Source organism: Pseudomonas sp. MM213 (assembly GCF_020423045.1).
Taxonomy (GTDB): Bacteria; Pseudomonadota; Gammaproteobacteria; order Pseudomonadales; family Pseudomonadaceae; genus Aquipseudomonas; species Aquipseudomonas migulae.
Genome location: NZ_CP081943.1, coordinates 257924 through 271416 on the forward strand (window position 1 = coordinate 257924; position 13493 = coordinate 271416).

Consider the following 13493-nt stretch of genomic DNA (forward strand, 5'->3'; position numbering starts at 1 on the left):
GCAATGAGCATTGCCAATCCACATCTGAAATTCGCCTCGCAAGCCGTGGCCAAACCGTACTTCGTGTTTGCCCTGATCCTGTTCCTCGGTCAGGTGCTGTTCGGTTTGATCATGGGCCTGCAATACGTGATCGGCGACTTTCTGTTCCCGATCATTCCGTTCAACGTGGCGCGGATGGTGCACACCAACCTGCTGATTGTCTGGCTGCTGTTCGGCTTCATGGGCGCGGCCTACTACCTGATCCCGGAAGAAGCCGACCGAGAGCTGCACAGCCCGAAACTGGCGATCCTCCTGTTCTGGGTGTTCGCCGCCGCCGGTGTGCTGACGATCCTGGGCTACCTGCTGGTGCCTTATGCGGGCCTGGCCAGGCTGACCCACAACGAGTTGCTGCCGACCATGGGCCGGGAGTTTCTCGAGCAGCCGACCATCACCAAGATGGGCATCGTGGTGGTGTGCCTGGGCTTCCTCTACAACATCGGCATGACCCTGCTCAAAGGTCGCAAGACCACCGTCAGCATGGTGATGATGACCGGGTTGATCGGGCTCGCGGTGTTCTTCCTGTTCTCCTTCTACAACCCCGGCAACCTCGCCCGTGACAAGTTTTACTGGTGGTGGGTGGTGCACCTTTGGGTGGAAGGCGTGTGGGAATTGATCATGGGTTCGATGCTCGCCTTCGTGCTGATCAAGATCACCGGGGTAGACCGGGAAGTCGTGGAAAAATGGCTGTACGTGATCATCGCCATGGCGCTGATTACCGGGATCATCGGCACCGGTCACCACTTCTTCTGGATCGGTGCGCCCGAGGTCTGGTTGTGGGTCGGCTCGATCTTCTCCGCCATGGAACCGCTGCCATTCCTGGCCATGGTGATCTTCGCGTTCAGCATGGTGAAGAACCGTCGTCGGCAACACCCGAATCGTGCGGCCACGCTGTGGGCCAAGGGCACCACGGTCACGGCGTTCTTCGGTGCGGGCGTCTGGGGTTTTCTGCACACGTTGGCCCCGGTCAACTTCTACACCCACGGTTCGCAACTGACGGCGGCTCACGGTCACCTGGCCTTCTACGGCGCTTACGCGATGATCGTGATGACCTTGATCAGCTACGCCATGCCACGCTTGCGCGGCTTGGGTGAAGCCGGCGACGAGCGCTCGCAGACGCTGGAGATCTGGGGCTTCTGGTTGATGACCCTGTCGATGGTGATGATCACATTGTTCCTCACCGCTGCGGGTGTCGTGCAGGTCTACCTGCAACGCTGGCAGGCCGACGGAATCGCGTTGCCCTTCATGTCCACGGTCGAACATTTGCAAGTGCTGTTCTGGGCCCGCCTGGGTTCCGGTGTGGGTTTCTTCGCCGGGTTGCTCTGCTACTTGTTCAGCTTCAAGCAACGTGGCCGCGCCGCTTTGCGCGCCCCGGCTGCCGTGGTTCCGTCATGAGCCTGCATAACGGCTAGAAAAGGTCGGCCCGGCTGAGACAGCGGGCCGTTTTTTTGCTTTGAAAAAAGGGCAACTACCATGGCCTTTACCGTTGAACTGGAAGAGTGGGTCGGCAGTGTCTGGCACCGTTTCATCACCCGGCGCGCCAGCGCGGATTTCCCCGAGGCACGCGTTGAGCTGATCAGCCAGCAACGCCCGCTGGCGCTGTTGTTTCGCGCCATGGGCGGTGCCAACGGTGTCGGCGTCGAAGCCGCCAGCGACCGCGATCTGCTGCTGCGGCGCAACGTGTTGCAGCAGATCGCCGGCACTTGCAAACAAGTGCCGTTGGCGTGGTGCGACGACGCAAATCTACGGCTGCCGTCGAGCCTGGCGGTGTTTCCTGACGTTGCTCTGAACGAGGAGCTCTATCGTTGGCTCGCGCTGCTGGCGGCGCAGGCCGGGCCGATGCGTCACTGGGGGCGGGACAATCAGCGCTGGACGCAACAGCTGTTGCAGCGCTTCCCTGCGTTGCGCGTCCGCTATCAACGCCTGGTCGATGCGCATCTGCAATTACGCCCGGATCCGGCCTCGTTGAACCGCAGCGAAGCCGCGCTGGAACGGGCGTTATGCCAGGCGTTGCGTGAGCCGGGCAGTGTCGAGCATTTTCCTCGTAGCGAACGTGCAGCCTGGCCGCTGCCATTGTGGTTGTACCCGCCGCAAAATTTCGCCAGCGCGCAGGCAGCCGATCTGGGCGATGAATCCGAAGAGTCGTTGACCACGCCACCCGGAGAACAGAAAAGCGGACGCAAACGTGCCACGCGGATCGATGAAAGTACCCGTGATGGCGGGCTGTTGGTGGTGCGCCTGGAGAACCTGTTCAGTTGGACCGAACACGTGGATCTGGATCGCTGGTCGGACGACAGCGAAGACCCGGACGCCGCCCGGGTCGCCGATGACCTGGACGAACTGACGCTGTCGCGCACCCGTCTGCGCAAGGGCGGTGGCCTCAAGCTGCACCTGGATCTGCCGCCGGCCGATGTCGACGATATTCCCTTGGGCGAGGGCATCAAGTTGCCGGAGTGGGACTATCGCAAGCAACGGATGCAGGACAGCTTCGTCAATCTGCAAATGATGGTGCCGCGCGACTGTGAAGCGCAGCCGTTGCCGCCACGACTCAATGCTTCGGCGCGACGTTTGCGTCGTCAGTTCGAGCACCTGCGCAACGACCGCCAGTGGTTACGCCAGCAACCCCAGGGCTCTGAACTGGACATGCAGGCCTGGCTGGATTTTCACGTTGAACGCGAGCATGGCGAGTGCGCCGAACGGGGTTTGTTCATGGAACAACGCCAGACCCGCCGCGACCTCGCGTGCCTGCTGCTGGCCGATGTGTCGATGTCCACCGACGCCCATCTCAACGATGAACATCGTGTCATCGACGTCATCCGCGACAGCTTGCTGCTGTTCGGCGAAACCCTGTCGGTGCTGGGTGATGATTTTGCCCTGTACGGGTTTTCCTCATTGCGTCGCCAGCAAGTGCGCATGCAGGAACTCAAGTCGTTCACCCAGCGTTATGACGACAACACCCGAGGTCGCATCCAGGGGCTCAAGCCGGGTTATTACACACGCATGGGCGCCGCCATTCGCCAGGCCACCAAACTGCTGGGCACCAGCAAACGACGCAGCAAATTGTTGCTGCTGCTGACCGACGGCAAACCGAATGATCTGGATTTGTATGAGGGCCGCTACGGTGTCGAAGACACCCGCGAGGCGGTGCGGGAGGCGCGGCGCCAGGGGTTGACGCCGTTCTGCATCACGATTGATCGCGAGGCCGGGGATTACTTGCCGTACATGTTCGGCGCCAATGGCTACACCTTGATCCGCCAGCCCGAACAACTGCCTTTGCGCTTACCGCAGTTGTATCGCCAGTTGACCCAGCCTTGACCCTGGCTTCAGCGCGGCAGCCAGAAAAACATCGCCACGCAAAAGATCGTCAGGCCGATGCAGAACCACATGAACCGATGCTGCCGACGCTCCCCGGCGCGTTCGGCCAGCGCCGGCAGGGGCATGCCGCAGTGGCGGCATTCGGTTTCTTTGGATGGGTTGACGTGTTGGCAATACAGGCAGACGGGCATGGCGCTCACTCGAACTGTTCCAGGCGTGGACGATCAAGAATGGCGATCTGGCGGCCGTCCTGGGTAATGATTTTTTCATCGATCAGGCGGCGGATGATGCGCGAAAACGTCTCCGGCTGGATCGACAGGTGCCCGGCAATCAGTTGCTTGGCCATCGGCAGTTCGAATTGACTGTCGATGGTTTGCTGGCGCACCAGTTGCGTCAGCAGATAGCGCACGACCCGGTGAGTGGCGTTTTTCAGTGACAGGGTTTCGATTTCGTTGACCCGCTGGTGCAGGCGAACGCAGAGCTTGCCCAGCAGCGCGAAAGTCAGCCGGCTGTTGTTCTGCAGCAAGCGCATGTAGGTGCTGTTGGATAACCGGTAGAGCTGGGTAGGGCAGACCGCTTCGGCCGAGGCCACATAGTTGGGGGTGTCCATCAGCATCATCGCTTCGGCGAAGGTTTGCCGATCGCTGAGAACCTCGAATACTTTTTCCTGCCCGTCGGGTGTCAGGCGGTAGATCTTCACCGCCCCGGCAATCACGAAATAAAACGAATCGGCCGGCTCGCCCTGACGGAACAACGGCTCGCCTTTGTCGATGCTCAGCAGTTGGCTGGTACTCATCAATTCATCCAGCTGTTCTTCATTCAACGGCTCGAACAAGTGATGACTGCGCAGAATCTGGTGATGGACGCGATGAAGCACCATGGGAATTCATCCTGAAGGTTGAGGAGTGGCTTGCGATCAAGAATCAGACAAGGCCCAGGGAGATGCCGCTGGCTACCGCCAGGACGGAGGTCAACACCACAAACCAGGCCAGTGGCTGGACGACTTTTTTCATGAGGACTCCCGGGATCGAGTTTGCTTTGAGTTCCCGAGGCTTGAGCAAAACGCGGGCCATGCCTGAAGGCCTTTGTTTATTGGGGTTGTAGACGGACAGGGTAAAAAAGACCCATGCATTTAGGGTAAAAACAACCTTCAAATGGTCATTTTTACCCTGCATCAGCTACCGTTACAGCTAGGAAGTGCCGCCAGCCGTTGATCTGGAGCGGGGGCACGGCCCTTGCACACTTGATCTGCGACAAAGGCAATTGCTCGGCAATACCCGATGATTGCACCCGGAATTACCTCGCGCGCTGGTTGGCGCCAGGTCAGCAACAAGGTAGAGGAGTGGCTTTATGCAAGTGCTTGACCGCCGTAAAGCGATGGCCATCGCGCCGCTGTTACGTCTGGCCTTTCGGCCGTTCTTCCTCGCGGGCGGCCTGTTGGCCGTGCTGGTCATCCCGCTTTGGCTGGCAGCCTTCAGTGGTTCGTTGTCCGCGTGGCAGCCGGCCGGTGGTTGGCTGGGCTGGCATCGGCATGAATTGCTGTTCGGGTTCGGGCTGGCGATTATTGCGGGCTTCCTGCTGACGGCCGTACAGACCTGGACCAGTCGCCCCGGCCTCAGCGGCAAACCGTTGGCCGCGCTGGCGCTGCTGTGGTTGGCGGCGCGCGTGGCGTGGCTGGTCAATGCCCCGTGGCCGCTGCTGGTGGTGCTGGAAATGGCGTTCCCGCTGGCGGTGGCGGCGTTGATGGGCTTCACGTTGTGGAAGGTGCGGCAAAAGCGTAACTACCCGATTGTGGTGGTCCTGCTGTTGCTGGCCGGGGCCGACGGGTTGTCCGTGTCGGGGCTGGTCGCAGGTCATGAAGGCTGGCAGCGTCAGGGCGTGCTGACCGGCATCTGGCTGGTGGCGGCCATGATGGGGTTGATCGGCGGGCGCGTGATTCCGTTCTTCACCCAGCGCGGCCTCGGCCGGGTTGACGCTGTTGCCCCTTGGCCATGGCTGGATTGGCTGCTGCTGATTGGCTCGCCACTGGTGGCGTTGCTGTATGCCGTCGGCCCTGCGCTCAACGCCAATGTCTGGGTAGGTTTGTTGTTCGCGATGCTGGGGGCTGGGCATCTGGTGCGCCTGGTGCGCTGGCAAGATCGCGGCCTGTGGCGCGTGCCGTTGTTGTGGTCGCTGCACCTGGCTTACGGCTGGCTGGCGGTGGCTTGTCTCGGCATGGCGCTGTGGCATTTCGGCGTACCGCTGAACCCGAGCCTGGCAGTGCATTGCCTGACAATCGGCGCCATGGGCGGTCTGGTGCTGGCGATGATCGCGCGGGTAACGCTCGGGCATACCGGCCGTGCGCTGGAGCCACCGTCGGGCATGACCTTGGCGTTCATTTTGCTCAACCTGGCGTGTCTGAGTCGGGTCGTGTTGATTGTGTTTTTCCCTTTGCCGGCGCTGTGGCTGGCCGGTCTGTGCTGGACGCTGGCGTTTGCGCTGTACGCCTGGCGTTATGGGCCGATGCTGCTGCGGGCCCGGGTCGACGGTCATCCGGGATGAGCAGGCCAAAGAATGGAGGCGGGCGATGATGTATCCCTTTTTGTTGATTACGCATTTGCTGGCAGCCATCGCCTTCATCGGCACGCTGTTTTTCGAAGTGGTGATCTGGCACCGCGCCCGCCAGCCGCTGGCAGAAGCGGCGCGAGTGACGGCGGATCAGGCGATTGCCGTGCGCTCGCGCAAGGTGCTGCACGGTGTGGTGTTGCTGTTGTATGGCGCCGGCATCGCGCTCGCCTGGCAACACCGCGGTGTTTTGAGCCAGCCGCTGGCCAGCAGTTTTGGCACTTTGCTGAGCCTGAAAATCATCCTGGCCCTGAGCATCATCGGCCATTACCTGCTGCTGGCGTATTGGCTGAAAAGCGCGCGGCTGTCCACGACCCGCGCGACCTGGATTCGCCGCAGCATCCTCGGGCACATGGTGTTGATCGTGATCCTGGCCAAGGCGATGTTCTATTGGCACGGCTGATGGCGCTGGAACACCGGTAGTTCTGAGGTGGCGCCATTCGCGAGCAAGCCCGCTCCCACAGGGGAATGTTGATCCCTGTGGGAGCGAGCCTGCTCGCGAAAAGTGTGATCAGTGGTGTGGGTTCAGGGCGTTGATGAACAGCACGTTGTTTTCCAGGTGAATGTGTTGCATCAGGTCGTCCTTGAATTCCAGCAACCCGCGATAGAGTGCGCGCCAGGTGTTGCAGGCATCCGCCGGCGGAGTGATGTGGTGGGTCAGGGCGAGCATCTGTTCCAGCGCTTCGCCATGTTGATCATGTTCGAAACGCAGCACCTGGATCGGCGGTGCGGCCTGCGGGCCGATGCCTTGTTGCAGCATCGGGAAGAGCACTTGTTCTTCCTTGAGCATGTGGCCTTCGAGTTCTTGCTGCATGTCGCTCAGCAGATCGGCCAGGCCGTTGGGACAGGTGCTGCGCGCCCCGTGCACTTGCTCGACGCGTCGGGCCAGGCGGATCAGTTCCGGCAGTTGCTCGCGGTGGCGGGCGTGGTAGCGCGTCAGGAGGTGGGCAATCAACGCCTCGGACGTTTCGGTGCGCCAGTCGTGCTGGGTTTCGCCGGTGTCTTGCAGGGTTTCCAGGGCATCGGCAATCAGCAGCGGATCGAGGTCTTTGCCAAGGGCCGCTTCCCGCAGGCTTTTATGCCCGCCGCAACAGAAGTCCAGTTTGAAGTTGTGAAAGATTCGGGTGGCGCCGGGAATGTCGCAGGCCAGTTGGCCGAGGCTTTGTTCCAGTAGGGTCTGGCTCATCAGGGTTTCCTTGCTTGGGTTTCAACGGTTCCCCTGGCTTGTTGCATCCGGCATGCCATATTTAACTGATTGATAAATATGAATTTATTTTTAGTTGTGGTGATGCGCACCCTGACGCATTAGGGTGAATCCCACCATAGAGGGTAATTAAAACCATGCTGCGTGAAAGCCTGGCGGCCGACCTGATTGTCGAGTTGCCCAATGCCGTACGGTTGCAACGACTGGTCCAGACCCTGCGCCAATACTTCAACAGTGGCGCGGTGGGTTTATTGCGTCTGGATGACGACAGCCTCAGGCCCGTGGCGACGGTGGGGCTGGTGCATGAAGCGTTGGGGCGCCGGTTCGTCATTGCCCAGCATCCCCGGCTGGCGGCGATCATGGCCTCGCGCGAACCCGTCTGGTTCGAGCCCGACAGTCGCCTGCCGGATCCTTACGACGGATTGCTCGACAACCACATCGGCGAACCGCTGCCGGTGCATGACTGCATGGGCGTGAGCCTGTATGTCGAGGGGCGGATCTGGGGCGCGATCACCCTTGATGCGCTGCACGCCGGAACCTTCGACAGCCGCGCACGGGAGGAGCTCAAGCGCTGCACCTTGCAGATCGAAGCAGCCGTACGGGTCACTCGCCTGGAACAGGAAAACCGCAGCTTGCGCCTGTCCCGCAGCGATCCTCAGGATTTGCGAATGCCGGTCGAGGAGGGCGAGATCCTCGGGCAGAGTGAGGTGTTGCATCAGCTACTCAATGAGCTGGACGTGTTGGCCGACTCCGATCTGCCGGTGTTGCTGCTGGGCGAAACCGGCGTTGGCAAAGAACTGTTCGCCCGGCGCTTGCATCGTCTGTCGCGGCGCAGCCACAAGCCGCTGATTCAGGTCAACTGCGCGGCCCTGCCCGAGTCGTTGGCGGAAAGTGAATTGTTCGGACACGTCAAAGGCGCCTTCTCTGGCGCCACGGGTGACCGTGCCGGGCGCTTCGATGCGGCCAACGGTGGCACGCTGTTCCTCGATGAAGTCGGTGAGTTGCCATTGAGTGTGCAAGCGAAATTGCTGCGCACCTTGCAGAACGGCGAGATCCAGCGCCTGGGCGCGGACAAGCCGCTGCATGTCGATGTGCGCATCATCGCCGCCACCAATCGGCACCTGCCGGACAGCATTCGCGATGGCCTGTTTCGGGCCGATCTGTATCACCGGCTCTCGGTGTACCCGGTGCCGATCCCGTCGTTGCGCGAACGCGGCAATGACGTGTTGATGCTGGCCGGGCATTTCCTTGAGCTCAATCGGGCGCGGCTCGGCCTGCGTGGCTTGCGTCTGTCGCCGGCGGCGGAACGCGCGTTGCTGGCGTATACCTGGCCGGGCAACGTGCGCGAGCTGGAGCATGTGATCAGTCGTGCCGCCTTGAAGCAGCTCAGTCGCGGCAGCAGTCGTGCGTTGATCATGACGCTGGAGCCCGAGATTCTTGATCTCGACAGTGCTCCGAGCGCACCGCAGGTTGTTACTGAGCCTTGCGACGCCGCTCCGGCTGATCTGCCATTCCAGCCGCTGGGTGAAGCCGTCGACGATTATCAACGCAAGAAAATTCTCCAGGCCCTGAGCCTGTCCGGGGAAAACTGGGCCAGCGCGGCGCGGATTCTGGAAGTCGATCCGAGCAATTTGCACAAACTGGCGCGGCGTCTGCGGCTCAAGTAATCGACACTGTTGATGGCGGTCAAGGTCGGTTGGTGCAGTGCCTCGCACACTGAGCAAAACCTTCCGGAGATCACTGTCATGCCGCTTTCCCTGGCCCAAATGCGCCGCAACTACACCCTGTATGGTTTGCAGGACGAGCATGCGCTGGATGACCCTTTGGTGATGTTTCGCCAATGGCTGCAACTGGCCCGCGACACCGAGAGCGCGCCTGTCGAAGCCAATAGCATGATGCTGGCGACGGTCGACAGCGAAGGGCGGCCGCACTGTCGTGTCCTGTTGCTCAAGGGCTTGAGCGAGGAAGGGTTTACGTTCTTCGGTCATTACCAGAGTGACAAGGGGCAGCAACTGGCCGCCAATCCCTATGCCGCCATGACGTTTTTCTGGCCGGGGCTGGAGCGGCAGGTGCGAATCGAAGGTCGCGTCTCGAGGCTGGATCCGGCGTTGTCGGATGAGTACTTTGATTCCCGGTCCATGGCCAGTCGTCTCGGTGCCTGGGCTTCACCGCAAAGCCGTCCGCTGGCGAGTAGGGCAGCGCTTGAATTGCTGTTGGCTGACACGATCAAACGCTTCGTCGGGCAGACTGTGTCGAGACCTGAGCAATGGGGTGGGTACTGCCTGCATCCTGAGCGCCTGGAGTTTTGGCAGGGGCGTGCGGACCGGTTGCATGACCGTATTGACTATCGCTTGCATGAGGGTGTCTGGAAACGGAGCCGTTTGGCGCCTTGAGTCTGATGGGAAATGGTGGGGGGCTTTGTTGGTGTGTATATCCGTTTCTTCGGTGATGGCGGCTATTGGTTTCGCCCTTACGGCGAGTCACTTTGGAAAAGCCCCAAAGTAACCAAAGGGCTCTTGCCCCTTTCGTTCGGTGGCTCGCTAATGCTCGGCATGCCCTCGTTCCGGTCCTGCTCCGTGGGCCCGCCGCCATCGGCCATCCATGGCCGGGGGCGGCTAACCCGGCATCCATGCCGGGTTGCCCACTGCGCAGAACCTGCGCTCGGCCTCTCGAGGGGGCGACTACCGCCACAGCCGCCGAGGCGGCCTGAAAGCCGACCTGGCTCTTTGCTGCGTTCACTCATTCCGGACATGTACACCAATCCCCTGTAGGAGCCGGCTTGCTGGCGATAGCGTCCGTCCAGCCCATACATACGTGACTGACCCACCGCCATCGTCGGAACGCCGCCCGCAGCAAGCCGGCTCCTACAGGGGATCGTATTTATCCAAACACATATGCACTTCCCTTGTAGGAGCCAGCTTGCTGGCGATGGACGTCAACGATAACGCGGGCTGTCTGAATAAACGCGTTGTTCGGACGTTTTTCGCCGGCAAGCCGGCTCCTACAGGGATCGGCGTGCGCTTTTGATTTTCACCACTCATCAGGCCGAGCGTTAGCTCGCCTTCAGCTTTTGATCTGAGCGCCCCCTCGAGAGGCCGAGCGCAGGTTCTGCGCAGTGGGCAACCCGGCATGGATGCCGGGTTAGCCGCCCCCGGCCATGGATGGCCGATGGCGGCGGGCCCACGGAGCAGGACCGGAGCGAGGGCATGGCGAGCATTAGCGAGCCACCGAACGAAAGGGGCAAAAGCGCTTTGGTTACTTTCGCGCTTTTCGAAAGTGACTCGCCGTAAGGGCGAAACCAATAGCCGCCATCACCGCAGCAACGGATATGCCCCCCAACAAACCCATCCCCCCATCAGCCAGAAATCCATGCGCCCGAGAGGTACCTCCTTGGAGGAATAGGCTCATCAAGGATTCCGGTTCAGGCTTGGGCCCATACCCTCATCTACGGGAAAACCTGGACATGGCCCATCTGGCGCAACGCACATTTGAACCCCTGAACATTGCCGTGCTGACCATCAGCGATACACGCACCTTCGACACAGACACCTCAGGACAGACCCTCACCGATTTGCTGCAAACCGCCGGGCATGTGTTGATCGATCGTGACCTGGTCAAGGACGATATCTATCAGATCCGCGCCACCGTTTCCCGGTGGATCGCCGACCCCGAAGTACAAGTTGTGCTGATGACCGGCGGCACCGGTTTCACCGCTCGCGACAACACGCCGCAGGCTGTCCTGCCGCTGCTGGACAAACACGTGGAAGGCTTCGGCGAATTGTTCCGTCAGGTATCCCTGGAGGAAATCGGCATGTCCAGCCTGCAATCCCGGGCACTGGCCGGCATGAGCAACGGCGTGCTGGTGTGCTGCGTACCCGGTTCGCCGGGTGCCTGCCGGACGGCCTGGAACAAGATCCTGCTCGAACAACTGGACAGTCGCACCGGCCCCTGCAATTTCGCCCCGCATTTGAAACCTCAGGCCCAGCGCGTCATTGATGCCTGCGAGACACGCTCATGACCGGCCGGGTGTGCGACCTCGGCAACCTGATGCCGGTGGACGAGGCCATCAGCCGCCTGCTCGATCAGGCACCGCCGCCGCCCCTGGTGCAAATGATCCGCCTGGATCAAGCGATGGGGCGCGTGCTGGCAGCGGATATCCATTCCCCGGTGAACCTGCCGGCCTGGGACAACAGCGCCATGGACGGTTACGCCCTCAGGGCCGTCGACCTGCCCGAGGAGGGTGGCTGGCTGTTGATCGGCGGGCGAATTGCGGCGGGGGATCAGGCGTGCGCACCGTTGCTCGCGCAACAAGCGGTGCAGATTTTTACCGGTGCACCCTTGCCTCCGGGCGCCGACACCGTCGTGCCGCAAGAGCGTTGCCGGGTCGACGGCGAGCGTGTCTGGTTGCCGCCCGCAAGCGTTGGCGATCACGTGCGCAAAGAGGGTGAAGAAGTTCGTCGCGGGCACCTGCTGCTCAAGGCGGGAAAGCGCCTGCGCGCACAGGAAATCGGGTTGCTGGCTGGCGCCGGAATTGCGCGGATCGAAGTCTATCGACCGTTGCAGGTGTGTTTGCTCAGCAGCGGCAATGAACTGCGCGAGCCGGGCGATCCCTTGGCGCCGGGGCAGATCTACAACAGCAATCGCTACTGTCTGGCGGAGCTGTTGCGTGGCTGGGGCGTCGAGGTGCATGACTACGGCGTGATGGCCGATGAGCTGGCGGCCAGTCGGCACGCCTTGAGCCTGGCGTCGTCGGAATGCGACCTGTTGCTGAGCAGCGGCGGCGTTTCGGTCGGCGAGGAAGATCATCTCAAGCACGCCATCGAGGAACTGGGCAGCGTCGATTTCTGGCGCATCGCCATGCAGCCGGGCAAACCGCTGGCCTTTGGCGAAGTGGCGGGCAAACCGTGGATCGGCGTGCCCGGCAATCCTTCGGCGGCATTGATAACCGCGTTGGTGGTGGTGCGACCGTTCTTGCTCCGGGCCCAGGGTATGACGGACGTGATGCCACGGCCACTGGCCGTGCCCGCCGGGTTCGACTGGTTGCAACGCAACAAGCGCCGGCAATACCTGCGAGCCAGGTTGACGCCCGGCGCCGGCGGCCAGTTGAGCGTGGAATTGCACCCTCAGCAAAGCTCGGCGATGTTGACGGCCGCGTGCTGGGCTGACGGGCTGGCAGTGATCGACTGCGAGCAGCAAGTGCTCAAGCACGACAACGTGATGTTCCTGTCCTTTGCCGACCTGATGCAGTGAGGGCAATTGATTGCCGTCAAGGCAGTGCCTGCCGGTCTGACTAGACTGGCAGCGCCGCTTTTTTCATGAGGATTACCCATGCAACTGGTCTGCCCGGCAGGGAACCTGCCTGCGCTCAAAGCGGCGGTGCGCCAAGGCGCCGATGCCGTTTATGTCGGTTTTCGCGATGACACCAACGCCCGGCATTTCGCGGGGCTGAACATGGACGACAAACAGTTCGACGCCGCCGTCGCCCACATCCGTCAGCATCAACGCAAACTCTATGTCGCCGTCAACACCTACCCGCAACCCAAGGGCTGGGAGCGCTGGCAGCGGGCGGTGGATCGTGCTGCCGATTTCGGTGTGGATGCGCTGATCGCCGCCGACCCCGGGGTGCTCAACTATGCCAGCCAGCGCCATCCGCAACTGGCGTTGCACCTCTCGGTCCAGGGCTCGGCGACCCACGCCGCCGCGTTGGCGTTTTACGCGCAGCGCTACGATATTCGGCGCGCCGTGCTGCCACGGGTGTTGTCGTTGGCGCAGGTGCGCCAGGTGGCCGCCAGCAGTCCGGTGCCCATTGAAGTCTTCGGCTTCGGCAGCCTGTGCATCATGGCCGAAGGGCGTTGCCACCTGTCGTCCTACATCACCGGCGAGTCACCGAACCTGTGCGGCGTCTGTTCGCCGGCCAAGGCGGTGCGCTGGAGCGAGGACGCGGAAGGGTTGAGCGCGCGGCTCAGTGAAGTCCTGATCGACCGCTACACCCCCGACGAACCGGCCGGTTACCCGACCTTGTGCAAAGGCCGTTTCCTGGTCGACGGCAAACGCTTTCATGCCCTGGAAGAACCCACCAGCCTCGACACCCTGGACCTGCTGCCGGAGCTGACGGCCATCGGCGTCGAAGCCGTGAAAATCGAAGGCCGCCAACGCAGCCCGGCTTATGTCGAGCAAGTCACCCGGGTCTGGCGCGCCGCGCTGGATGCCCATCGCGGTGCGCCGGGTGCTTTTCGGGTCAAGGAAGAATGGCGTCAGGTGCTGGCCGGGTTGTCCGAGGGCAGCCAGACCACCCTGGGTGCTTATCATCGATCATGGCAATGAGGGGACGCGA

The 13493-nt window shown here is 61.9% G+C and carries 12 protein-coding genes; 9 read left to right on the top strand and 3 right to left on the bottom strand.

Features of this window, described 5'->3' with window-relative positions; translation table 11 throughout:
• Positions 1 to 3: 3 nt before the first annotated feature.
• Together K5R88_RS01345 and K5R88_RS01350 are read left to right on the top strand one after the other, a co-directional pair.
• Positions 4 to 1431, top strand: a complete 1428-nt coding sequence (locus tag K5R88_RS01345; protein ID WP_008029660.1) for a cbb3-type cytochrome c oxidase subunit I — start codon at positions 4 to 6, stop codon at positions 1429 to 1431.
• Between the two features lie 78 nt (positions 1432 to 1509).
• Positions 1510 to 3351: a nitric oxide reductase activation protein NorD gene (locus K5R88_RS01350; protein WP_226299018.1), complete on the top strand. Its 1842-nt coding sequence runs from the start codon at positions 1510 to 1512 to the stop codon at positions 3349 to 3351.
• An 8-nt stretch (positions 3352 to 3359) separates the two neighbouring features.
• Here K5R88_RS01350 and K5R88_RS01355 read toward each other — a convergent pair whose 3' ends face one another.
• The gene (locus K5R88_RS01355) at positions 3360 to 3542 is read right to left on the bottom strand and encodes a protein DnrP (RefSeq protein WP_226300300.1); all 183 of its coding nucleotides are present in this window, start codon (positions 3540 to 3542) and stop codon (positions 3360 to 3362) included.
• Positions 3543 to 3547: 5 nt separating this feature from the next.
• On the bottom strand, positions 3548 to 4231 hold the full coding sequence (locus K5R88_RS01360) for a Crp/Fnr family transcriptional regulator (protein WP_008029654.1): 684 nt from the start codon (positions 4229 to 4231) through the stop codon (positions 3548 to 3550).
• A 470-nt stretch (positions 4232 to 4701) separates the two neighbouring features.
• On the opposite strand from K5R88_RS01360, the gene K5R88_RS01365 reads away from it, so the two are divergent.
• Both K5R88_RS01365 and K5R88_RS01370 read left to right on the top strand, forming a co-directional pair.
• Positions 4702 to 5892 (top strand): NnrS family protein, encoded by a 1191-nt coding sequence (locus K5R88_RS01365; protein WP_226299019.1) that lies wholly within the window; start codon positions 4702 to 4704, stop codon positions 5890 to 5892.
• 28 nt (positions 5893 to 5920) lie between these two features.
• Positions 5921 to 6358 carry a CopD family copper resistance protein gene (locus K5R88_RS01370; protein ID WP_226300301.1) on the top strand — a complete coding sequence of 146 codons (438 nt, stop codon included), beginning with the start codon at positions 5921 to 5923 and terminating at the stop codon, positions 6356 to 6358.
• A gap of 108 nt (positions 6359 to 6466) precedes the next feature.
• Here the strand turns inward: K5R88_RS01370 and ytfE are convergent, their stop codons facing one another.
• Positions 6467 to 7141, bottom strand: coding sequence for an iron-sulfur cluster repair protein YtfE (gene ytfE / locus K5R88_RS01375; RefSeq protein ID WP_008029646.1), 675 nt, complete (start codon positions 7139 to 7141; stop codon positions 6467 to 6469).
• A 155-nt stretch (positions 7142 to 7296) separates the two neighbouring features.
• On the opposite strand from ytfE, the gene norR reads away from it, so the two are divergent.
• From norR to ubiU, 5 genes are all read left to right on the top strand, one after another.
• Positions 7297 to 8826 (top strand): nitric oxide reductase transcriptional regulator NorR, encoded by a 1530-nt coding sequence (gene norR, locus K5R88_RS01380; RefSeq protein WP_223453072.1) that lies wholly within the window; start codon positions 7297 to 7299, stop codon positions 8824 to 8826.
• 78 nt (positions 8827 to 8904) lie between these two features.
• Complete coding sequence (pdxH, locus tag K5R88_RS01385) at positions 8905 to 9552, top strand: pyridoxamine 5'-phosphate oxidase (protein ID WP_223453073.1); 648 nt, start codon at positions 8905 to 8907, stop codon at positions 9550 to 9552.
• Positions 9553 to 10622: 1070 nt separating this feature from the next.
• A complete protein-coding gene (gene moaB, locus K5R88_RS01390) occupies positions 10623 to 11177 on the top strand; it encodes a molybdenum cofactor biosynthesis protein B (RefSeq protein WP_226299020.1) in 555 nt (184 codons plus the stop codon).
• Positions 11174 to 12409, top strand: a complete 1236-nt coding sequence (locus K5R88_RS01395) for a molybdopterin molybdotransferase MoeA (protein ID WP_226299021.1) — start codon at positions 11174 to 11176, stop codon at positions 12407 to 12409. The genes moaB and K5R88_RS01395 overlap by 4 nt, the downstream gene beginning before the upstream one ends.
• Positions 12410 to 12487: 78 nt before the next feature.
• Complete coding sequence (gene ubiU / locus K5R88_RS01400) at positions 12488 to 13483, top strand: ubiquinone anaerobic biosynthesis protein UbiU (RefSeq protein WP_008034782.1); 996 nt, start codon at positions 12488 to 12490, stop codon at positions 13481 to 13483.
• Positions 13484 to 13493 lie beyond the last annotated feature (10 nt).